The following is a 21,044-nucleotide window of genomic DNA, read 5'->3' on the forward strand; positions in this document are numbered from 1 at the left end:
CGTTTTAAGCCCATTCGCAAGCAAAATTGATAGTCACAAGCCAAAATGTAAATACTCATGTTCTTGCTGTGTTTAGAGCCATACTTGGCGGGTCGTTGTCCATAGGACCAGAGATGTTAAACAAAACTTGTCAGATTTGCAATTAGCCACAAATATTCGTTAAGTCTGGGAATTAAGAGGGAAAAGGGCTAGTTTGAATTGCCTAAGGGATAAGCAGATAAAATGGAAACTTAACCACACTGTTGTCTGAATCTGTGAAAACCTTAGCCTACGCTGACCCTGCTGACTTGTTTGCCTTTCCCTTGGATGACTTTCAAAAAGAGGCGATCGCCGCCCTGGACCAAGATCAATCAGTGGTTGTCTGTGCGCCTACGGGATCAGGAAAGACGGTGGTGGGGGAATATGCCATCTACAGGGCCATTGCCAGGGGCAAACGGGTTTTTTATACAACTCCTCTCAAGGCGTTGTCCAACCAAAAAATCCGGGATTTTCAGGAAAAATTAGAGAAGCTAGGTTTAGAAAATGCGGAACAATTGGTGGGTCTAATTACCGGCGATACAGTAATCAATGCCGATGCCCCAGTGGTGGTGATGACCACAGAAATTTTTCGCAATATGCTCTACGAAACCCCCATTGGTGAAGTGGGTACTTCTTTGGAAGATGTGGAAACTGTGGTGTTTGACGAGGTGCATTACATCAGTGACCGGGGACGGGGAACAGTGTGGGAAGAATCCATTATTTATTGCCCCAGTACTATTCAGCTAGTCGGCTTGTCCGCCACCATTGGCAATCCGGAACAATTGACGGAATGGATCAACCAGGTCCGCACTGGAGTTTCCCTCAAAGTATTACGCCAGGAGGGACAAGACAATGGCCCGCCCCCCTGTGTATTGGTCAATTCCGATTTTCGTCCAGTGCCCCTCACTTTTCACTACAGCACCCGCAAAGGTCTATTTCCTTTACTAAACGACCAAAAAACCGGGGTTAACGCCCGTTTACTGCCCAAAGCTGGCAATAAAAATACCCGTTCTGGTAAAAATCGCCGTATGCGCCGGGAAGATTGTCCCTATCCCCTGCTGGTGATGCAACAGTTGCAGGAAAGGAATTTGTTGCCGGTGATTTATGTCATCTTTAGTCGGCGGGGTTGCGAACAGGCGGCCCAATCTTTGGAAGATTTATCTTTGGTGGAACCGGCGGAACAGGAAAGCATCCAACTACAATTACTAGATTTTTTCTTTGATAAAAACCCCCCTCTACGGCAGAAGTTAAGCAAAGATTTGAGCCAGGCTTTGCCTGAGTTGGTAAGGGCGTTAATTGCCTATCTAGATGATCCAGTTAATAATGCCCAGGTCTTACTCACTGCCTTAGCCATTGACCCAGAAGGGATGTTTAAACTTTGGGGCTGGATTGCCCAATCATCCCCCATGACCCGTTTTGAGCAAATTGAACCCTTATTGCGGGGCATTGCGGTACACCATGCGGGTATTTTGCCGGAGATGAAAACCCTGGTGGAGAAGTTATTTGAACAGGGCTTGATCAAAGTGGTATTTGCCACCGCAACCCTCTCGGCGGGGATTAATATGCCGGCTCGCACCACGGTGATTTCTGCCCTGTCAAAACGGACCAATGAGGGCCACGCGATGCTCAGTCCTTCAGAATTTTTGCAGATTGCGGGGCGCGCAGGGCGGCGGGGGATGGATACGGAGGGCCATGTGATTACAGTGCAGACCCCCTTTGAAGGAGCTAAGGAGGCTTCTTATCTGGCCCTGGCGGAGGCGGAACCATTAAAAAGTTGGTTTACCCCTTCCTATGGCATGGTGCTGAACCTCCTGCAAAAACATGATTTGGAAGAAGTTAAAAGTTTGTTGGAACGGAGCTTTGCTGAATACCTGGCCCAGTTTGCCCTGGAACCCACTAAGGTGGCGATCGCCGAAACGGTGAAAAAGTTATCCCAATTGGACATCAAGCTAGCAGGCATTGCGGAAAAAGATCTGCATAGTTACGAAAAATTTCGAGGAAGATTACGGGAAGAACAAAGGTTACTCAAAATCCTGGAACAACAGGCGGAAAAGGAGCGTAAACAAAAGTTAAAAGACCAGCTCAAAGATTTAGCCACTGGTCAGCTTTTATATCTCAAGGGTCGGCACATTAAAACTCACCAACCACGCCTCGCAGTCATTGTTGCTCCCTTGGCCCCGGCCCACAATTTGCCCCAATGGTGTTGCCTGGCCAGTGACAATCGTTGGTACCACGTCACCGTGGGGGATATTTTTGCTGTTCCTGGGGGCAGTTTACTTCCTGGTCAATGGCAGAATTTGACCCCTCCCCCGGTGGAATTGTTAGCCCCTAGCAAACCTATTAAAGGAGATGAAGAGACGTTGGCGATCGCCAATGGTTTAGACCCCCAGGCTTATCCCCTGGTCCCCAGTGTGGAAATCATTGAACAACAAGGCCGGGTAGACCACGTGGAAAAATTATTGGCGGTGCATCCCCTGGGGAACCATAAACATCCCGGCAAACTGCTAGAACAATTCCACCAACGACAGGAGTTGCGTAAAACCTTGGGCAAAAGGCAACAGGAGTACGAGCGTCTACAATCCCGTCAATCCTATTATTGGCAGGAGTTTCTTGACCTGATTGACATTTTGCAGGAAATGGAAGCTTTGGAAGAATACACACCCACTTTGCTAGGGGAAGCCGCCGCCACCCTGCGGGGAGAAAATGAACTGTGGTTGGGTTTGGCCCTCATTTCCGGTAAATTCAACGATTTAGAGCCGGAGCAGTTGGCCGCCGCCGCCAGTGCATTGATCACCGAAACCCCCCGTTCCGATGCCTGGACTGACTTCAAACCCTCCCCGGCTGTGTTGGCCACCCTCCGCCCCAGCAATGATTTATTTAGTTTTCTGTTTTGCCTCAAGCACCCCCAGCCCCCCTTGGCCCTTTGGCAAGCCATGACGGTGGCGGATCATCTACAGCGCCTCAACCTTTGGGATCTGCGGCGCAAATTAATTAAAGCTCAAAATCAACGGGCGATCGCCATTCCCCTTTGGTTAGAGGTGGATTTTATGGGTTTGGTGGAACAGTGGGCATTGGGCATGGAGTGGGAGAATCTCTGCCGCCAGACCAGTTTAGATGAGGGGGATTTGGTCCGACTTTTCCGGCGCACGGTGGATTTACTGTGGCAAATTCCCCAGGTGCCCCATCTTTCCCCCCGACTGAAAAGAAATGCTCGCCTGGCAGTGCAAAAAATGAAGCGATTTCCCCTCTAAGCTATGAACCGACAACACTGGCCGTTCATGGGGGGAGTTTCAACTGTTAAAATCCTAAGCATCCAAAGGACGGGTTTTCAGACCCGATTTTCCGATGACATCAACCACTCCAGAAATTGAAGCCCTCGCCGCTGACATTGGCGAGCAAGTTGCCATTGACGTGGCCAAATGGAATCTATTTTTAGCAGAAGCCCATCTCCATATTCCCCTGGCGGAAAGGGTTTATCCCCTATTGGAAAAAGATGAACTAAGCCGATCAGCGGTGGAAGCGGTACTTAAGGATTTGTCCGTGGTGATCGGTGGGGGCAAAGTTAGCCTCTCTCTGCTGGATGTTCTGCCCAATGCCATGGTTGATCGTTTGATCACATTACTAGAGGACTATCGGAGCAAAAGTTTCTAACCTGTTGAATCCATTACTTGCTATCCCCACCGGACTTTGCCGAAACCCAATTTCTGCACCAATTTCCCCTATGGTCAATCCCTCCGTCCCTAGTCAACAAAGTCAGCCAGGTTGCACTGACCTCAAACCTAGTTTTGTCATTCCCCTGGCACTCCTCTTTGGCTCAATACCAGTTCTTTTCCTACAGATGTGGCTTGGCCTGGCGATCGCCGTATTTGGTGCCTTTTTAATGGTGCAGACGGCCATTATCAAACTCAGCTTTACCAACACCGCGTTGGAAGTGTATCGGGCGGGGAAATTAATCCGCACCTTCCCCTACACAGAGTGGCAAAACTGGCGAATCTTTTGGGAACCCGCTCCCATTTTGTTTTATTTTAAAGAGGTCAAGAGCATCCACTTTTTGCCGATTATCTTTGACTCCGGCACCCTTAAGGCTTGTCTTGAGCGCCATTGTCCCCTCCAGTCCCTACGTTCGGAATGACCCCAGAATTGAATCCTAATTTTTCTGAAGAAACTGCCTCCGATGCCTTGCTGACCACAGCGGATATCAGTGGGGATGATGGCACCAACGACCCAGAGCAAGGGGAAGAACTGGGGGAAAACCAACCTGTGGCAGAGGAACTTGTCCCCGCAGAGGAGTTACCCCCCATTACTGCCATGGTGGCGGAGGTGGAAGAGTTGGTTCTAGGGGAGCAAAACGAAGCTAACGAAGCTATGGTGTCACCGGAACCCGCTGTTGATGCTCCGGTTGTGACTGGCTTAAAGGAACAAAAAGCCGCTCTGGAACGGGAAATTGCTGCCCTCCAGCAGGAAAAAGCCCAATGGTATGGGCAACAGTTCCAGCAATTACAACGGGAAATGGAACGGTTAGTGGGGGAAGGCACCAGGGAGTTGATGCAAAAAAAAGCGGCCCTGGAAAAGGAAATTGAAAAGTTGGAACGCCGTCAAGAACGGATTCAGCAGGAAATGCGTACCACTTTTGCCGGGGCTTCCCAGGAATTGGCCATTCGGGTCCAGGGCTTTAAGGATTATTTGGTGGGCAGTTTGCAGGATTTGGTTTCCGCCGCTGACCAGTTGGAATTGGGGGTAGGAGATAGTTGGGAATCCTCCTCTACCCATGGGGATTCCATCATTGAAAATGCCGACACAGCCCCGGTGGTCAGTTTTGCAGAGCAGGGCTTTAGTAGCCAAAAACGGCAAATCCAAGCTTTGTTAGAGCAATACCGCACTCGCCCCGATTATTACGGGCCCCCTTGGCAACTCCGTCGCACCTTTGAACCAATCCACGCAGAGCGGATTGAAAACTGGTTTTTTAACCTAGGGGGAAGGGGCGCAATCCTGAGTCTTGATAGTCGTTTGCAAAATATTCTGGTTGGTTCGGCGGCGATCGCCATTTTGAATCAGCTCTACGGTGATCGTTGTCGGGCTTTAATCTTAGCGGCAACTCCAGAACGGTTGGGGGAATGGCGACGGGGTTTACAGGATTGTTTAGGCATTTCCCGCAGTGACTTTGGCCCAGACCGGGGCATTGTTTTGTTTGAATCGGGCAATGCGCTAATTCAGCGGGCAGAACGATTAGTCGGCGATCGCCAAATGCCGTTGGTGTTGGTGGATGAAACGGAAGAACAAATTGACTTAGCCCTGTTGCAGTTTCCTCTGTTGCTGGCATTTGCACCCAATTACCAGGCTGGGGGCAGTAACTATTTTTAGTTCCAGTTTGACTCAGTTAAATTCCTCAGAGAATGTCTGAGAAGTCTTTATTTTTCCTATTCCTACTCTTGGGAGACTGGGATTTAGAGCTAGAGCCCACCACAATTGGGGGCCTAGGAAAGCCGCTCAAACCATCCCCTCGGCCAATGGTCTAGCCTTGAATGCCCGTCAACTGGGGACAGAGCTGGGCAAAAACCTGCTTAATGGTCCGGGCCGTGGTTTCAATGTCAGCCATGGTGGTTTCTCGGCCAAAACTGAGACGCAGGCCAGCAAGGGCTTGTTCTTCTGCATAACCCATGGCCAACAGTACTGGACTGGGATTAAGCTTACCGGAATTGCAGGCGGCCCCGGCACTGATGGCAATGCCTTCCCGGTTCAAGGCCCGCACTAACTGTTTCCCTGTTATGCCAACGGTACATGGGCGATGGGATTGAATGACAAAACTAACGTGGTGGGGTAAGCGATAAAGGCGATCGCCAGTGGGGGCCAAAAATTCACAGTCGGCCAACAGATCGAAGCAACGGTCCCGTAGGGCTTGTAATCGGGTCATTTCCTCGGCTAATTCCTGTTGGGCTAAACTAGCGGCCACACCAAGGCCAACAATGGCCGGCAGGGGAGGAGTGCCGGAACGTAAACCCTGCTCTTGGCCTCCCCCCATGAGTAGAGGGCCAATGGCCAGGTCAGGATGGACGTATAGAGCCCCCGCTCCCTGAATGCCGTAGAGTTTGTGGCTGGAAAGGGATAGTAAGTCTACGGGTAAATGTTTCACGTCCACTGGAAAGCGCCCCGCCACCTGCACTGCATCGGTGTGGAAAGGAATATGTCGTTGCCTAGCTATGCGACCTAATTCTTCAATGGGTTGGAGGGTTCCCACTTCGCTTTGGCCGTAGATGATGGAAATCAGCACCGTATTGCTCTGAATTGCCCGCTCCAATTCCTCTGGATTAACCCGGCCCTGGGTATTTACTTCCAGGCGAGTTACTTGCCAGCCTTGGGTTTCTAGCCAGCGCACCGGGGCGGTGATCGCCGAGTGTTCTACGGTGGAAATAATTAAATGTTGGGGGCTGGGGTAATTCTGGGTAACCCCAAACAGGGCTAGATGATTAGCTTCGGTGCCGCCGGAAGTGAAAATAATGCTGTCGGGATGGCCCGCATTGAGCAACTCTGCCACTTGTAAACGGGCGGTTTCCAGCGCGAGGGCCGCTCGATTACCCCAATGGTGCAAACTAGCCGGATTGCCCCAACTTTGGTCTAAAAAACTCTGTACTGCCGCCTTTACCTCTTGCCTGGGCGGAGTGGTGGCACTGTAATCGAGGTAAATTTTCATGGCACATTGAGCAAGGGGCGGAGTGGGCTTTTCCTAATCAGCCCTGGTTTAACTTCATTGTAATCTTCCCCATCCCTTCAGTGATCGCCTGGGGGAGGAATTGCGGGGATAACGTCGACGAAATTTGGCTGATCAATGCCGATAAAATATGGCGAGATCCTTTGTTATTGTTCCTGGCTCCCCTATGAAACGAATCCGCAGATACATCAAACCAATACTGTCTAGGGATCAAGATATACTATTTTTGTCGCTACTGCGTACTTTTGAAAAGCTGGTTTCCAAGTTATTAGCCATTTGTTTAATAGTGGTGATCTTTGTGGCGGTATTTGATTTGTTTAAGGTGCTGATTGTGGAACTACGGGGGGAACCATTCGGTTTTTTCAATCGAACTTTGATTGAGATTTTTGGTTTATTTTTAAATGTGCTCATTGCCCTGGAGCTATTGGAAAATATCACTGTTTACCTGAAAGATAATGTCATTCAGGTGGAACTGGTTATTATTACGGCCATTATTGCAGTGGCTAGAAAAATCATTATTTTTGACTTTGGTAAGTATGAAGGCTTAGACTTATTAGCTTTGGGATTTGCTATTTTATGTTTAGCGGTTAGCTTTTGGATGGTTAAAAGATTGAATGTCAATATTAAGCATTAAAGTTAGTACGATACTTGACCATCTTCCCATGGGGGCAATGAACGCAATTCCGTCCAGGTTATCCCTTTGGCGATCGCCAGTTGCAGTAAAGTCATGCCTTCTCGGGCCCGTTGCCCAAACCAGTGGGCGCTAACAATGCGGTCTTGGCGATCGATGACTAATTTATACATTCCCCGCAGATTACAGTGGTCGGTGTAGGGTTCAAAGCCTCGGATAATTTGGCGGTGGGAATCGGAGTTAGCAAATGTGCCAATGCGACACCAGGGGGGATCGAGGTCAATGGTAAAGGACATTTGGCTGTAATCAATGGGGTTAGTCTGTTTGCCTAAAACCCGTTGCACCACATATTGAGCTTCCCGGTAAGCAATGGCATCGGCATGATAACCCTTTAACCAATTGCCACAGGCGTAAATTTGGCCCTGGGCGGTTTGCAAATGATGATTGACGCTGAGGTACGAACTCTCCTTCAATGCTTGGTTAAATTCTGGCAGGCGGGCTAATAAATTTTGACACTCTGGCGATCGCCATTGGTGAATTAAATTATCCACCTCTAAGCATTGTTGTAAGCATTGTTGGGGCGTATCATTACCCTGGTTAAATTGCAAAGTATAGGTTTGATTGCACTGGTCGTGATGAGAAACTAAATTACTGTAATTGCAGTAAAAAGCAATGCCTAAACTTGCTAAGTAACATTGCAATAGACTGGTCATTTCCCGGTCTTCCCCCGGCAACAAATGATTATTCCGGCTCAGGATAGTCACCCCGTGTCCCCGTTTAGTTAGCTCCTGGGCCAAGACTAGGTTTTCCGGCAACGCTCCGACAATGGCCCATCTTTGAGGCATTGCATTATCCGGAATCTGACCAGGAACGGCAAGAACATTTTTAACGCTAGTGAGTAGATAGTTTTCCCCCAGTAGGGTACGCTTCTCTGTTTGATAAACCAATCCCGATGATGGTTGCGAGAAAATTCCCTTTTCTATCACCACATCCGCTCCCTGGGCGGCCAGCAAACGCAGATTTTCCCAAAAGCTTTCCGCCGCTAGTCCATTATGGCGATCGCCGGAAAAAGCCTCTTCCCAACCATGGGTTACCAAAGCAATTCTCGCACTGGGATATTGCTCAACACAGCTCCGGGCAGTCTTTAATCCCTCCGGGCTAGCCCCGATGATCACTAATTGATACATAAATTAGCCGTTCCCGAACGACTGGCGATCGCCTCTAGGGATTAATCACAGTTTCTAATCCCAGGTTTTGTAGGCTTAGCGCAGCCTGCTGGGCATTGAGGGGATCGCTAAAACTGCCAATTTGCAGTAGCCGTTGGCCGTTGAAGTTGGTAAAAAAGGCACCGGGGTAGGCGGCTTTAACCTGTTGTTCTTGCACGGGGGAAGTAACCAAGGCCATCACACGGTAGGAAGTGGCATTGGGAGTGAAGCTCAACGCACTGGGATCGGGCACCGGATTGGGACTGGCGGGGGGCGGCGGTAGCAATTGCGTTTGACTAACCAGAACTGGTTCCTTAAAAGGAATGGCTTGAGCCGGGGCGATCGCCGAGAAGCACATGATGCTCCCCAAAGCGGCGATCGATAGGTGGGGATTAGGAGGGATAGCCATGGGCAAATTAGGAAAATTTAGGTAATTGACAGAATAATTGTCTTTCTTGGCAATTCTACCCTTACCCCTGCTCTGTCGCTGGTCTGGTGGGCTGGAACCTTTACTGTCTGGGGACAATCTTATATTGGGGACAATCTTATATTAAGGATGTGATAATGGATGTTTCCGCATCCTTCCAGATAAGCAACCGCCGGTAATTGTGACAGTCTTTTTTGATAGGAGATTTAAAAAATGAACAACATCGAATATGACCCAGAAGTTGATTCAGCCTATTTCCGAGTAGCGGATCAACCGGGCATCGACTCTGAAGAAATTACAGATGGCATTATTGTGGACTATGACCAGGACGATAACGTGGTCGCCATAGAACTTTTGGGAGTTCAGACAATCAACCCTAATGATTTTCAAAAACTAGAGTCTTTAATCCCACAGTCAGCCTTGGCTCAACTTCAAGAATGGTTGCCCAAATTGGCGATTGCCATTTCTTGCTGACCATGGCTACCCTACTTCCGCCCCCCCATCTCTTAAGCCTCGACCAGGATATTTTGGCAGCTCTCCTGCGGGATAAACGATCGCCTAATACCCGGAGAACCTATGCCAAAGCCTTAAAGGATTTTTTCCTCACCATGGCCGGAGAAGAACCGTCCCCGGATGTCATTGCCTGGTTTTTAAGCTTGGATCATTTTGAGGCGATCGCCATGGTTTTACGCTATCGAGCGGAATTACTATCCAGGGACTTAAAACCGGCTACCATTAATGTGCGATTGGCGGCGATTAAAAGCTTAGTGAACTACGCTCGACGGGTAGGGAAATGCCAATATACCCTCGAAGATGTGGAAGGTTTAAAAGCAGAAACCTATCGGGATACCACCGGGGTCAGTCCCCATTCTTTCAAGCAAATTACCGACCACATTGAACCCAATTCCCTTAAAGGTAAACGGGATTTAGCTATTCTCCGTCTGCTCTGGGACAATGCTCTGCGGCGAGCGGAAGTTTGTGGACTTAACGTGGGGGACTATCAACCAACGGAGCGGCAATTGCTAATTAAGGGCAAAGGAAAATCGGGCAAACAAGCTGTCACCCTCAGTGCCAAAGGTATTACGTTCATCAATCAATGGTTAACCGCCATTGGTTCCCGTCCTAAAAATGAGCCTCTTTTTTGTACCCTTGACCGGGCGACTTTTGGCCATCGCCTCAGCGGCAATGCCATTTACAACATTGTCCGCACCAGTGCAGAATCCGCCGGCCTAAATAAGCTTATGAGCCCCCACCGAGTCCGCCACAGCGCCATCACTGCCGCCCTGGAAGCCACCAATGGGGATACCCGCAAAGTGCAAAAACTGAGTCGCCACAGCAATTTAAATACCCTGATGATCTACGACGATAACCGTCACCAGCACCAAGCTCAAATTACCGATATTTTGGCAGATCTGCTCTGAGTTGAGGCAGGATATTGCGAATTTTTTTAGGTAATTAGGGTGGAAATTGCTCTGATTTTTCCTAGCCAAACTTTTCCATCATCGTTTTTGCCCGTTTATGGTTGGCGATCGCCTGGCGAAACTCTGCCTTTTGCTTGGCCTGCTCCAGAATTAAAGTCCAGGCCTCTTTATCTTCCAGATAGTGTTCAAACAAAGCTTCAAATAAAACCTCCCTGCTCAACCCTTCCTTGGCACAGACCTTGGTAAGGCGCTCCATGAGCTTACTCTCTAGGCGGATGGTGGTCTGCTTGGTGGAAAAATTTTTGCTGATTTTCCCCACGGAGTTTACATTGCTAGAATTTGACATTACTTTAATTTTAACTAAGTTGACAGCTAGACTTTTTAAATAAAGTACTTTAACAATCTTACTACCGAGTAATCTAGATACCTAGACTGCTGGATACTTAAACTTCGAAAAATTTGAGTTTCAAGAATTTTAGAATTTTAAAACCCTTTTGCAAAAATTATCGCCATCACCGGGGATAGAACGGCGGTTATTTACTGGGAGCCGGGGTGAAAGCCGTTTTGGACTGAGAGCAAAACTTTAAATTTTCCCCTATGATCAAATTTTCAGCATGGGCCAAGTTCACCAATGCCAAAAGTAGCCATTGTCGGGGCTGGGGTTGTGGGAGCTACCATAGCCTATGAACTCAGCTCCATACCGGGGTTAACCATCGATCTGTTTGATGCCCAGGAACCGGCCCAGGGATCAACGGGGGCAGCCCTCGGCATTTTAATGGCGGTTATTAGTCAGAAAACAAGGGGACGGGGCTGGCGTTTACGGGAACAAAGTTTGCAGAGATACCGAATCCTTTTACCAGAACTTGAGAAAATTACAGGCAAAGCTATTCCCGGCGATCGCCATGGTTTAGTGAAACTATTGCTAGAAGCAGATTGGCCCCGATGGCAAAAGTTACAAGCGATCCGCCATAGCCAGGGCTATCCGTTAGAACTCTGGACTGCGGCGGAAGTTGCAGAAAAATTATCGGACTGGTCTTTGCCTTACCAACAAATAGAAGGGGCGGTGTATTCTCCATGGGATTGGCAAATTCGGCCCCAAGCCCTGACCCAGAGTCTAATTGAAGTGGCCCAACAGCGGGGAGTGCGCTGTCATTTTCACCAATCTGTTCATCCTTTCCCTGTCACCGATTCCATCAACCATTGCCAGAACATTAAAACTGACCAAGCCAACTTTCCAGTGGATTATGTTGTAATTACCGCAGGGCTAGGCAGTAATTCCCTAATTCCCCCCAATAACGGAAACAATGATTCGTTGCGATTACAGCCGGTGATTGGCCAAGCTTTTCTATTGCAACTTGCCGATGGCGATAATCCCCTAAAAAACACTCCTTGGCGATCGGTTTTGACCACGGAAGATATTCACCTAGTCCCCCTTGCCAATGACCAATTCTGGTTGGGAGCCACCGTCGAGTTTCCCACTGACGGCCCCGATAATCAGCCCAATCCTCAGTTAAGAGATGAACTCTGGCACCAGGCGATCGCCTATTATCCTTTTTTACAACAGGCGGAAATTGTCAATTATTGGAGTGGCAAACGGCCCCGACCCATGGGGGAAAGTGCTCCAGTAATACGCTCTCTAAATGGTTACGACAATGTTTTGTTGGCCACCGGTCATTATCGCAATGGCGTTCTTCTCGCCCCAGGCACAGCCCAGGAAGTGAAAACCTGGTTAACCTCCAAGCTGTTCTAACAACTTTGATTGAAACAAACTGAAACAAATGGATATTGAGGAACGAGCAAATGATATGGATTCTAGTCCACCTACTTTACTTTTTCTCTGGACATAGACCCCTAAAGATAAGGCTTTTTTGTAACAATAATTAATGGAGAAATGTTTAGTTATTTTTTCGCTTTGACAAAGTTTTGTAACGAAGATTTCTTCCCTAGCCGAAACCTGTGCCAAGATTAGAAATGTTGGGAAATGAAAAACGGCGCAGAATTGTCTTTGTACTTATTACCTAGGCTCGAACTAGAGTAGGGGGAAATTATCCAGGTTTGCTTAGGAATTATCTAACTCCGTTAATTGCCAGAAATCTAGCATATCAGAGCAATGTAAGCAAGGGTTGATCGGTCGACGGTCCCGGTGGTTGGGATCTAAGACAGTACTTTAACTCTATCAATGGATTTATTTTAATATGGAGATAAATGCTTACCCAGCAAAGCTGAATCCTGCCCATCGTAGTCCAGTCATAATTTAAGGGGACATCGTCCATGGTTTTAACCTCTATTAGTACATCAAATACTCCGATCCGGGTTGACGGTTCCAACCTATTGGAACACAGTTTAAGAAAAGTTCACCCCAACAAACATCACCACTATCAAGTGGAAGATTTTTTTTGTTTTCAAATGAATTCTGGTTCCATTGTGGACTGGAATAATTGCCGCAATGTCCTCACCAGTGAAGACTTTATTGTGGGGCTAATCGATGGATTGCAAGAGGAAGTGGGTAATGCTTCCAGTGTGGTGATGTATAACATTGGCAAGGAGTGGGGCCATTACGACGCAGAGTTTTTCAACAAATGGTTTCTCTCAGAATTTGGTTATACGAGTTCCCTGAGTGAACTAAATCTTAATTATGTATTGGAAGGCTGGTGGTGGCCTTTTACCGCCCAGGGCTGGGGTAACTGGGCCATTGACCTGAGTGAACAGAAAAATGGCTTTTTGTTTGTGGATATTTTTGATTCCGCCGTAGCCCGGACTTTAGGCGATGTGGGTAAACCGGTCTGCCACATTTACGCTGGCCTGCTGGCGGGTTTCTTCAGTCGTTTGGTGAACAAATCCCTCAACTGCATTGAGATCCAGTGCTATGCCATGGGGGAAACCTATTGTAAGTTCCTCATCGGCAAACAGGACCGCATTGATGCCGCTACTTTCTGGCAAAACGAAGGGGCCAATGCCAACGATATTGCCACCAAACTCGTTAAAGGGGAATACCTCAAATGATGAACCAGGCCCAGTGGGGGCAAATGAAGGTAGGGGATTTTTTCCGGGGCTATAACTGGCAGGGAGCGCCGCCGGTGCTGGAATGTTCAGTGAAGGAGGAAAGTTTAGATAATTTACCTTCTTTGCTCTGTCTGTCGGTGACGGACTTCTTTACCCAGGCAAATTGGACTGGCCAGCCCCCCAATGCTCCAGAGGACAACTTACCGGCCCTACATCGTCCCAAAGCTCCCCCCCGTCCCCTTTCCCTCACTGCCTCAGTGGCGGAATTTTGTCGGGGCATTGATTGGCAGGGGCAAGGTTTATCGAGGGGAACCTTACTCCAGGCAAAGGTCCCAGTCCAATCCAGGGAACCGGTGGCCAAGCTGGAACCAACCATCGGCTTGGAAGATCTTTCCGATTTATTCTAAGGACCTATAAAACTATGCAAAAAGATTTTGAACGGCTCTTTCATCGGGCCGAGGACCACTATCTCCAACCTCCGGAAATCATTGCCTTCCGTAAGCAGCTGGGGTTGATGGGGGAACGGCTGAGTGCTTATCGTCTAGTCCGGGATAACGAAATTGTCATTTTCCAGGCGATCGCCGACCAGTTGGAAGAGGAATTTAGCAACGCCCCGGCAGCCCAATTGCAACAGGCCCTCCTGCACTGGATTAGCATTTTGCGCTATGGGTCCATGGCCATGCTCCTCAGTAATCCGGAATATCTCCAATACCGTTTACTGGAATGGCTCGAAGGTATGGTTCAAGCCCACGACCTATCGGCGATCGAAACCCGACTATCTGCATTGCTCAAGGAACAGTTGCAGTCCCTCTTGGGGGTTCCTCAATATCGTCTCCTAGAACCCTTTCTAGTCCAAGCCGACCAGACCGTCCTCGGCCAGGCCCCCGTCTCAGCCATGCAGGAAGAAGAAATGATAACCCTAGGAGAGTAACTATGATCGATGTTAAAGCTCTAATTTCAGCCCAACCTTCCAAAGGCAATTACTTTGCCCCCGACATTTACCTCCAAGGGGATAATGAGTTTGGTTTGCTGGAAAATCGCAGTGGGGCACGGCTTATTGCTTTGCCAGACACCTTAATTAGGGGTTTATTTACAGCCCTCGATTCGGAACTTGGCATTGGAGCGGGGGTGGCCCTCACCGCCTGTGGCAAAACCTGGGGCAGTGCTTTCTACAAACGCTTTGCCGATGAACTCCAGGAATATTACGGCAAACCCATCCAGGCCATGGAAATGGTGGAATTTTTGCAGACTTTCAAGCAATGCTGGAAAACCCACGGTTACGGGCTAGTGGAAATCGATTTGAAATATTACCAAAACGGTTTCATTGGAGCGGAAGTGGTCAATTCCCCCTTCATTGCCTGTGCTCCCCAGGGCAAGAACCCCATGGGATTCCTGGAAGCGGGAATTCTCGCTGCCTTTTTCTCCCAGTTAACGGGGGAAAATCTCCACTGTGAGCAAACCACCTGTGAATCCCTGGGGGCAGAAAAAAATCTTTTCATCCTCGGTCTGAAGGAACGGCTTAAACCGGTTTCTGCGTGGTTAACAGAAGGCCATGACCATGCCACCATTATGGAACTGCTCTGTCGCCAACAGGGTTAGTACCATCGTTTAGCTGTTGCCAGCACCAAGGAGGATTGTGTGGCTAAAACCATTAAGCTCGACCCCATTAATTTAAAAGTTGCCATCGAGACTAATGATAATCTGCTCTCGGGCTTGCTCAGTCAGGATCTACGGATCATGAAGGAGTGTGGCGGTCGGGGAATGTGTGCCACCTGCCACGTTTACATCACCGCTGGGATGGAAAGTCTTTCCCCCCTCAACCGTCGGGAACAGCGCACCCTGGAGGTGATTACTACCCATAATCGTTATTCCCGCTTGGCCTGCCAGGCTCGGGTATTAGATGAAGGGGTGGTGGTGGAGTTACCCGCTGGGATGTACGTCAGCGAAATCGAGGATATTGAGGAGCTGATCGGCCGTCGAGCGGAGGAAAATATCTTAAATCCTCGGGATGGGAGCATTCTGGTGGAAAAAGGGAAGTTAATCACCCGTTCCATGATCAGTCAACTGGATGATCAGTTACAGGCGGCCAAAATCCAAATTGCTAAGGATGCGGATGAATAGGTTCCCGGCCAACCTGTGGCGGTCTAATGTTTGTTTTTATGAGGACTATTATTTATGTTTAAGCCGTTGACCCGTCTTACCATTGATGCGGATGGGCGCTATGCCACCGATCAGGAGTTGCAATTCCTCCAGGATTTCCTGGATACGGCGGAAACCCGCGTCAGTGCCTACGAAAAAATCCGGGATAATGAGGAACAAATTATCCACCGCTGGGAAGCACAAAAACGAAGTCTGCCCCAGGATACCTTTCACATGGGCGATCGGGATGTGACGGAAATTTGTCGGCGGGACATGACTAATGTTTTCCGGTGTTCCATTACAGCCATTCTATTCGGAGATTTGGACCGTCTGCGGGAGGGGTTATTGATCTGGTATCAAACCATTGTGCGGGCCTACAACTATACTGAGTACGCCAAGATTAGCTATAAGGTGATTCAAGAAACCGTCAAGGATTTCCTCGAACCCGATGAGGTGGCCATGGTATTGCCAGCGCTGAAGTTGGACCACACTATCCTCAGCAGTTAGTCCACTGGTTTTAGTCCATTGTTTAGGTCATTCATGGGTGCAATTTATTCCGTTAATTTGGTTAATCCAGCTACGGGCAGTAATGTCACCATTGAGGTGGCGGAGGATGAGTTAATTCTCGAAGCGGCGGAAAATCAGGGGATAGATTTGCCCTATTCCTGTCGGGCTGCTTCCTGTGTGGCCTGTGCGGGTCTGTTGCTGGAGGGAACTATTGAGCATACGGATAAGGGGTCTGATTTCCTCAAACCGGAGGAATTGGCGGCGGGCTGTGTCTTGCTCTGTGCGGCCTATGCCACTTCCAACTGCAAAATTCTGACCCACCAAGAGGAAGCTTTGTTTGGTTAATCCCTTCCATTATCCATTGCACCCCGGCGGAATTCTTCTCCAGAATGCCCAAGCTGTTCAAACTAAGTGGATGAATTGTCGATGAGTTTTATTCGTTCTAGCAATCTCTGTTCTGCCCATTGTCGGCAAAGGAATGAGGATCATTATGGAAAATCAAGTTAATGAACAAGCGGTAACTACCCAACCCGATGCCGTCCCCACGGCGGGCTACAGTTCTGGGATCTGGGACGGTTTATCGGCCATAGCGTTAATTGGGGGGGCGATCGCCAGTGTTGTCACCAACAGTGCAGCGGCGGGGGTCATTCCAGTGGCGGCGGGGGTCGGACTCCATCTGTTTAACCGTAAGCAATTGGAACAGCATTTACTGGCGAGTCAACAGGCTTCAGCGGCCCAGATTGTCCAGTTAGTCAATCAAAATCAAGCTAGTCTACAGGAATATCTACAAAGATTCCATGGGGATATTCAAACTTCCCTGGGGCAACAGCAACGGGCGATCGCCGCGAACCAGGAGAATTTGACCGGAGCTTTAGCGGCTCTCCAGAGGGAATTGGAAGCTTTTCAAGCGGCCGCGGAGCAAACCCACACTGGTTTGGATAGTAAACATCAGGATTTGCTGACCGTAGTCGCCGAGCTACGCACCATGGAAAGTTGCACCCAAAGCATTGCCGCCTATGCCCACGCTGACGCTTATTACCAAAGGGGTCTCAGCCATTACCGTTTGGAGGATTGGAGTGAAGCGGTGCGGGATTGTACCGAAGCCATCCGCCTTAAAGGGGATTTGGCCGGTGCTTTTCATTACCGCGGCATGGCCTATGCCCGTCTGGATAACCGCAAGCAGGCCACCGATGATCTGCGCCAGGCCTACAAGCTTTATTTTGACCAGGGAGACCTGGATAATTATGAAGTTGCCCGGGCTTTGCATAAGCAATACTATGAGGGCCCACTAGAGGAGATAGAGTCGGAAACTCTCTCCGTGGCTGCCCACACCGACAGCGTTGGCCATGAAGCCTACATTGCCGAGCCGAGCCGAGAAATTAAGCCCCTATTGGTGGAGGAGAGTGAAACCACTGCGGCCAACTTATTTGGCTAAGGGTTGATATTTAGGCCCGTCCCCAAACACCTTTGACATTGCCTCCAAGACAACAACAACAGCAATAATCGCCTAGGACAAGGGTAAGATGGAGTTACTCTTTGTCCCGGGCGTGTTTTCTATGGTAAAGACTGCCGGTGTGGCGGTTATGCCGCTGTTTCCCCGCTCCCAATATAGAATTCTTGGACAAATTGGACAGGGGCAATTCGGGCGGGTTTATTGTGCCATCCATCGGGCCACGGGTAGAATGTGTGCTCTGAAGGATTTAGAACATCGGGTATTTCCCACCAATAAGTTTTTGCGGGAACTGTGCTACCTAGTCACCCTGCGCCATGCCAATATTGTGGCCTGCCACGGTCTGGAGTACCATCCCGGGGGGAGATATTTGGTGATGGATTATTGTGAGGGGGGCACCCTGCGGGACATCATTGATGGGGATGGAGATTTATGTTTAGTGGGCAAAATCGACCTAGTGCGACAGATTTTACTAGGTTTGGAACAGGCCCATCAGCGCAACATTGTCCACTGTGACCTCAAACCAGACAATATTCTTCTAATTCCCCGCACAGATGGTTGGCAAGTGAAGGTGTCGGATTTTGGCATTGCTCAGCTGACGGAAAATACGGGCAATCCCAATTTCGGCAAAGGTTACACTGGTTCACCGGCCTATATGGCCCCCGAACGTTTTTACGGCAAGTTTTCCATCGCCTCTGACATTTACTCGGTGGGAATTTTACTGTACGAACTAATTGTTGGCGATCGCCCCTTTTCCGGATTTCCCAAAGCGTTGCAGGTGGCCCATTTAAATGCACGCTTAACATTATCGGCGGACTTTCCCCCCCTAATTGCCCCCATTGTCCAAAGGGCTCTGGAAAAACTGCCCCAACGACGGTTCCCCAACGCAGCGGCCATGGCCCATGCCATAGAAACAGCTCAAAAAGAAACATTACAGAAAGATTTCCCCCCTGGCAAAGGCTATCTTTACCATTGCATTGCCCCACCTCCCGTAGCTTTTACAGTTACGTTCAAACACAGCACTCCTCTGTTATTTCCTGTCACCCATTTAAGGCAGGAAGGATTTTGGTTATACCTGGGCAATGGTGCTGAACTATACCTCTGGGAATATGGCGATGGCAATTTTAACCACCACCCTTCACCCCGATGGTCGTTGGGGCTACCGGGAACCATTACTAATTTTGAAGTAGAGGAAGACCAAATCAGTCTGATGCTCCAGGGGCCAGAATCAGCCCAGTGGCAGTTTTTCCAATGGCGTGAAACTCTGCTCAGTGCCATTTCCCTACCCAAACCCCACATTAATTTCCAAGCAAATCGTTTACTGGCCAACGTTAGTCCCGGCGGCAAAACCCTAGCTGTGGTGACGGCCGATCAGCAAGGGGAAAAAAGTTATTTGCAAATCTGGAGGACTGACCTGAGGGCACCAGTGGCGTCGGCAGTGACCATCCCTTGGGCTTCCGAGTTGCTAATTTTGGATCAAAACCATGGCTTATTGGTGCAATTAAAGCAAAGTTCCGGCAACCATCACAGTGTTTTTTTCCTATTTAATCGAAGAGGTTCTGTTTTTCCCGCCTTTAGGCTTTCCTTTTGGGTTTCCCGGTTGGCGGTTAATCGCTACTCCCGGAACCATCTTTTTGGTTTAACTCCTAACTCCAGTCAAACGGGAGTTCTGATTCGTCTGCAACCCCTCAAGGTCAATCGCATTGCCCTAAATCTTCAACCCCAATTTATCGAGCCCTTTCCCTGGGGTTATTTGCTGGCCGATCGCCGAGGGCGGGTGGCTCTTTTGGATTATGAAGGCTTTTTGTTTGGTAACTTTGACCTCGGAGAAACCATCACGGCGGTCACCCCCATAGACCGCTATCTTTGTTTAATCGCCACTTGGCAAGGGGGCCAGGGGAATTTACATCTACTGGATTTAGGTGCTGAGGTGGAGGGCGTTATCCGCCAACGTCAGGAAAGGCGCTAAGATGGCAGATTGTAACCATTGTTACCAAGAAAAGTTATCTTTGCCCTTTTGCGATTTATGAAAATGCCTAAAACGCTTAAACCTAGTTTGCTGTTGTCCATGGTGGTCATCGCTTGCTTGGTTAGTGTCACCGGTTGCGGTGGTACTGGTAATCGGGGGGAAGAAGGCCAACAAAACCAACAGAATACGCCGCCGCAGAACGTTAGAACGACAAATGATGGCAATAATACTAACTCTAACCAAAATGATGACGGTGACAATGAAGACAATGGGGATAACGAAGGTGACGACAACGATGATAATGACGGGGATAATCGGGATGATTAAAACAGCTTTGCCAACATTACCCCAGTGAATATTCTCTTCATCAGCAACGGCCACGGGGAAGACCTCAACGCTGGCTTGATTATCGATGCACTGCAACGGCGATCGCCGGAGTTTAATTTATTTGCCCTACCCTTAGTGGGGGAAGGTAAGGCATACCAACACAGAGGAATTCCTCTCATTGCTCCAACCCAGCCTCTGCCTTCCGGGGGGCTAATTTACACTGGCTGGCGGACCTGGTGGCGGGATATTGTTGGTGGTCTGGTGGCATTAACCATCAAACAAATACAGGCTCTAATCAAACAAAAAGAGCAGTTTGATTTAATTGTGGCGATCGGTGACATTGTCCCCCTGGCCTTTGCCCGTTTGAGTGGTAAACCCTACCTCAGTTTTTTGGTGGCTAATTCCAGTTATTACGAAGGTCGCTTACCTCTGCCATTCACCGTGGCCTGGTGCCTAAAATCCCCCCATTGTCTGGGGGCGATCGCCAAAGACCATTTAACCGCTGAGGATTTAGGTCAACGGGGGATCAACATCCGTTGTTTGGGTTACCCGATTATGGATGCTCTACAACCGACGGCCCATCAATTGGAACGGCAAAATAAAACCCTCATTGCCCTTTTACCCGGTAGTCGAGTGCCGGAAGCTTTAAATAATTTGAGCCAATTGTTGCCCCTATGCGTAGCCATTGCCCAGGAAAAAACGGTGGATTTTTGGGCCGCCCTAGTGCCGGCGATAACGGTGGGTCATTTGCAAATCCTAGCTGAGAATCAAGGTTGGCAATGCCACGGCGATCGCCTAGAACGGGGTAAATGTACGATCCATCTATCCTGGCATCAGTTTGCCGACATTTTGCATCAGGCGGATTTAGTGTTGGGCATGGCGGGGACAGCGGTGGAACAAGCAGTGGGTTTAGGTAAACCAGTATTGCAAATTCCCGGCCAAGGTCCTCAATTTACCTACGGTTTTGCCGAAGCCCAAATGCGACTACTGGGTTATTCGGTCACCACCGTTGGCAAAAGTCCCCAAGAACCAGGCTTAATCAATAAAGCCAGTCAAAAAGCCCTGGAAATTCTCGCAGATCCCCATTATCAACAGCAATGTTGGCATAACGGGCAAGAACGCATTGGCCCCCCCGGTGGCTCCCAGGCGATCGCCGATTATATTGCCACAACCGCCGCAACCATTGTCAGCAAAGGATAGTATGGCCTGGGAATGTCCAGCATCCGGAAGACCGATTCAGG

At 49.1% G+C, this 21,044-nt stretch carries 23 protein-coding genes; 19 read left to right on the plus strand and 4 right to left on the minus strand.

Annotation, left to right across the window (positions count from 1 at the left end; genetic code table 11):
* Positions 1–254: 254 nt before the first annotated feature.
* From D082_RS07200 to D082_RS07215, 4 genes are all read left to right on the plus strand, one after another.
* Entirely contained in the window at positions 255–3,269 is a 3,015-nt protein-coding gene (locus D082_RS07200) for an RNA helicase (protein ID WP_028948564.1), read from the plus strand.
* A 94-nt stretch (positions 3,270–3,363) separates the two neighbouring features.
* On the plus strand, positions 3,364–3,669 hold the full coding sequence (locus tag D082_RS07205; protein ID WP_028948565.1) for a DUF3181 family protein: 306 nt from the start codon (positions 3,364–3,366) through the stop codon (positions 3,667–3,669).
* A 70-nt stretch (positions 3,670–3,739) separates the two neighbouring features.
* Positions 3,740–4,150: a DUF3119 family protein gene (locus tag D082_RS07210; protein ID WP_028948566.1), complete on the plus strand. Its 411-nt coding sequence runs from the start codon at positions 3,740–3,742 to the stop codon at positions 4,148–4,150.
* Complete coding sequence (locus tag D082_RS07215) at positions 4,147–5,379, plus strand: DUF3086 domain-containing protein (RefSeq protein ID WP_028948567.1); 1,233 nt, start codon at positions 4,147–4,149, stop codon at positions 5,377–5,379. The genes D082_RS07210 and D082_RS07215 overlap by 4 nt, the downstream gene beginning before the upstream one ends.
* Before the next feature lie 151 nt (positions 5,380–5,530).
* On the opposite strand, the gene D082_RS07220 is transcribed toward D082_RS07215, so the two are convergent.
* The gene (locus tag D082_RS07220; protein WP_028948568.1) at positions 5,531–6,706 is read right to left on the minus strand and encodes a cysteine desulfurase family protein; all 1,176 of its coding nucleotides are present in this window, start codon (positions 6,704–6,706) and stop codon (positions 5,531–5,533) included.
* A 184-nt stretch (positions 6,707–6,890) separates the two neighbouring features.
* Here D082_RS07220 and D082_RS07225 point away from each other — a divergent pair, with 184 nt between their 5' ends.
* On the plus strand, positions 6,891–7,358 hold the full coding sequence (locus D082_RS07225) for a phosphate-starvation-inducible PsiE family protein (RefSeq protein ID WP_028948569.1): 468 nt from the start codon (positions 6,891–6,893) through the stop codon (positions 7,356–7,358).
* A 2-nt stretch (positions 7,359–7,360) separates the two neighbouring features.
* Here the strand turns inward: D082_RS07225 and D082_RS07230 are convergent, their stop codons facing one another.
* Entirely contained in the window at positions 7,361–8,542 is a 1,182-nt protein-coding gene (locus D082_RS07230; protein ID WP_028948570.1) for an FAD-dependent oxidoreductase, read from the minus strand.
* Positions 8,543–8,576: 34 nt separating this feature from the next.
* A complete protein-coding gene (locus tag D082_RS07235; RefSeq protein WP_028948571.1) occupies positions 8,577–8,969 on the minus strand; it encodes a hypothetical protein in 393 nt (130 codons plus the stop codon).
* Between the two features lie 231 nt (positions 8,970–9,200).
* On the opposite strand from D082_RS07235, the gene D082_RS07240 reads away from it, so the two are divergent.
* Entirely contained in the window at positions 9,201–9,461 is a 261-nt protein-coding gene (locus tag D082_RS07240) for a DUF2283 domain-containing protein (RefSeq protein WP_028948572.1), read from the plus strand.
* 2 nt (positions 9,462–9,463) lie between these two features.
* The gene (locus D082_RS07245) at positions 9,464–10,408 is read left to right on the plus strand and encodes a tyrosine-type recombinase/integrase (protein ID WP_038530465.1); all 945 of its coding nucleotides are present in this window, start codon (positions 9,464–9,466) and stop codon (positions 10,406–10,408) included.
* A gap of 61 nt (positions 10,409–10,469) precedes the next feature.
* Here the strand turns inward: D082_RS07245 and D082_RS07250 are convergent, their stop codons facing one another.
* A complete protein-coding gene (locus D082_RS07250; protein ID WP_028948574.1) occupies positions 10,470–10,754 on the minus strand; it encodes a ribbon-helix-helix protein, CopG family in 285 nt (94 codons plus the stop codon).
* 285 nt (positions 10,755–11,039) lie between these two features.
* Here D082_RS07250 and D082_RS07255 point away from each other — a divergent pair, with 285 nt between their 5' ends.
* From D082_RS07255 to D082_RS07310, 12 genes are all read left to right on the plus strand, one after another.
* Entirely contained in the window at positions 11,040–12,158 is a 1,119-nt protein-coding gene (locus tag D082_RS07255; RefSeq protein ID WP_028948575.1) for an FAD-binding oxidoreductase, read from the plus strand.
* Between the two features lie 521 nt (positions 12,159–12,679).
* The gene (locus tag D082_RS07260) at positions 12,680–13,411 is read left to right on the plus strand and encodes a V4R domain-containing protein (protein WP_051738756.1); all 732 of its coding nucleotides are present in this window, start codon (positions 12,680–12,682) and stop codon (positions 13,409–13,411) included.
* Positions 13,408–13,818, plus strand: a complete 411-nt coding sequence (locus tag D082_RS07265) for a hypothetical protein (RefSeq protein WP_028948577.1) — start codon at positions 13,408–13,410, stop codon at positions 13,816–13,818. The genes D082_RS07260 and D082_RS07265 overlap by 4 nt, the downstream gene beginning before the upstream one ends.
* 14 nt (positions 13,819–13,832) lie before the next feature.
* Positions 13,833–14,342, plus strand: a complete 510-nt coding sequence (locus tag D082_RS18995) for a phycobilisome protein (protein ID WP_028948578.1) — start codon at positions 13,833–13,835, stop codon at positions 14,340–14,342.
* Between the two features lie 2 nt (positions 14,343–14,344).
* The gene (locus D082_RS07275) at positions 14,345–15,010 is read left to right on the plus strand and encodes a V4R domain-containing protein (RefSeq protein ID WP_028948579.1); all 666 of its coding nucleotides are present in this window, start codon (positions 14,345–14,347) and stop codon (positions 15,008–15,010) included.
* A 39-nt stretch (positions 15,011–15,049) separates the two neighbouring features.
* Positions 15,050–15,532, plus strand: coding sequence for a 2Fe-2S iron-sulfur cluster-binding protein (locus D082_RS07280; protein ID WP_028948580.1), 483 nt, complete (start codon positions 15,050–15,052; stop codon positions 15,530–15,532).
* A 54-nt stretch (positions 15,533–15,586) separates the two neighbouring features.
* Positions 15,587–16,057 (plus strand): allophycocyanin, encoded by a 471-nt coding sequence (locus D082_RS07285; protein ID WP_028948581.1) that lies wholly within the window; start codon positions 15,587–15,589, stop codon positions 16,055–16,057.
* Between the two features lie 33 nt (positions 16,058–16,090).
* A complete protein-coding gene (locus D082_RS07290; RefSeq protein WP_028948582.1) occupies positions 16,091–16,402 on the plus strand; it encodes a 2Fe-2S iron-sulfur cluster-binding protein in 312 nt (103 codons plus the stop codon).
* 145 nt (positions 16,403–16,547) lie between these two features.
* Positions 16,548–17,492 carry a tetratricopeptide repeat protein gene (locus D082_RS07295; RefSeq protein WP_238546876.1) on the plus strand — a complete coding sequence of 315 codons (945 nt, stop codon included), beginning with the start codon at positions 16,548–16,550 and terminating at the stop codon, positions 17,490–17,492.
* Between the two features lie 121 nt (positions 17,493–17,613).
* Positions 17,614–19,476, plus strand: coding sequence for a serine/threonine-protein kinase (locus tag D082_RS07300; protein WP_238546877.1), 1,863 nt, complete (start codon positions 17,614–17,616; stop codon positions 19,474–19,476).
* A 63-nt stretch (positions 19,477–19,539) separates the two neighbouring features.
* Positions 19,540–19,803, plus strand: coding sequence for a hypothetical protein (locus D082_RS07305; RefSeq protein WP_038531461.1), 264 nt, complete (start codon positions 19,540–19,542; stop codon positions 19,801–19,803).
* A gap of 24 nt (positions 19,804–19,827) precedes the next feature.
* A complete protein-coding gene (locus tag D082_RS07310; RefSeq protein WP_028948586.1) occupies positions 19,828–21,003 on the plus strand; it encodes a lipid-A-disaccharide synthase-related protein in 1,176 nt (391 codons plus the stop codon).
* Positions 21,004–21,044: the final 41 nt, after the last annotated feature.

This window comes from Synechocystis sp. PCC 6714 (assembly GCF_000478825.2).
Taxonomy (GTDB): Bacteria; Cyanobacteriota; Cyanobacteriia; order Cyanobacteriales; family Microcystaceae; genus Synechocystis.

Coding starts and splice junctions, on each gene's coding strand:
- D082_RS07205 (WP_028948565.1), top strand. CDS start 3,364: ATGACATCAACCACTCCAGAAATTGAAGCCCTCGCCGCTGACATTGGC.
- D082_RS07210 (WP_028948566.1), top strand. CDS start 3,740: ATGGTCAATCCCTCCGTCCCTAGTCAACAAAGTCAGCCAGGTTGCACT.
- D082_RS07215 (WP_028948567.1), top strand. CDS start 4,147: ATGACCCCAGAATTGAATCCTAATTTTTCTGAAGAAACTGCCTCCGAT.
- D082_RS07220 (WP_028948568.1), bottom strand. CDS start 6,706: ATGAAAATTTACCTCGATTACAGTGCCACCACTCCGCCCAGGCAAGAG.
- D082_RS07225 (WP_028948569.1), top strand. CDS start 6,891: ATGAAACGAATCCGCAGATACATCAAACCAATACTGTCTAGGGATCAA.
- D082_RS07230 (WP_028948570.1), bottom strand. CDS start 8,542: ATGTATCAATTAGTGATCATCGGGGCTAGCCCGGAGGGATTAAAGACT.
- D082_RS07235 (WP_028948571.1), bottom strand. CDS start 8,969: ATGGCTATCCCTCCTAATCCCCACCTATCGATCGCCGCTTTGGGGAGC.
- D082_RS07240 (WP_028948572.1), top strand. CDS start 9,201: ATGAACAACATCGAATATGACCCAGAAGTTGATTCAGCCTATTTCCGA.
- D082_RS07245 (WP_038530465.1), top strand. CDS start 9,464: ATGGCTACCCTACTTCCGCCCCCCCATCTCTTAAGCCTCGACCAGGAT.
- D082_RS07250 (WP_028948574.1), bottom strand. CDS start 10,754: ATGTCAAATTCTAGCAATGTAAACTCCGTGGGGAAAATCAGCAAAAAT.
- D082_RS07255 (WP_028948575.1), top strand. CDS start 11,040: ATGCCAAAAGTAGCCATTGTCGGGGCTGGGGTTGTGGGAGCTACCATA.
- D082_RS07260 (WP_051738756.1), top strand. CDS start 12,680: ATGGTTTTAACCTCTATTAGTACATCAAATACTCCGATCCGGGTTGAC.
- D082_RS07265 (WP_028948577.1), top strand. CDS start 13,408: ATGATGAACCAGGCCCAGTGGGGGCAAATGAAGGTAGGGGATTTTTTC.
- D082_RS18995 (WP_028948578.1), top strand. CDS start 13,833: ATGCAAAAAGATTTTGAACGGCTCTTTCATCGGGCCGAGGACCACTAT.
- D082_RS07275 (WP_028948579.1), top strand. CDS start 14,345: ATGATCGATGTTAAAGCTCTAATTTCAGCCCAACCTTCCAAAGGCAAT.
- D082_RS07285 (WP_028948581.1), top strand. CDS start 15,587: ATGTTTAAGCCGTTGACCCGTCTTACCATTGATGCGGATGGGCGCTAT.
- D082_RS07290 (WP_028948582.1), top strand. CDS start 16,091: ATGGGTGCAATTTATTCCGTTAATTTGGTTAATCCAGCTACGGGCAGT.
- D082_RS07295 (WP_238546876.1), top strand. CDS start 16,548: ATGGAAAATCAAGTTAATGAACAAGCGGTAACTACCCAACCCGATGCC.
- D082_RS07300 (WP_238546877.1), top strand. CDS start 17,614: ATGGTAAAGACTGCCGGTGTGGCGGTTATGCCGCTGTTTCCCCGCTCC.
- D082_RS07305 (WP_038531461.1), top strand. CDS start 19,540: ATGCCTAAAACGCTTAAACCTAGTTTGCTGTTGTCCATGGTGGTCATC.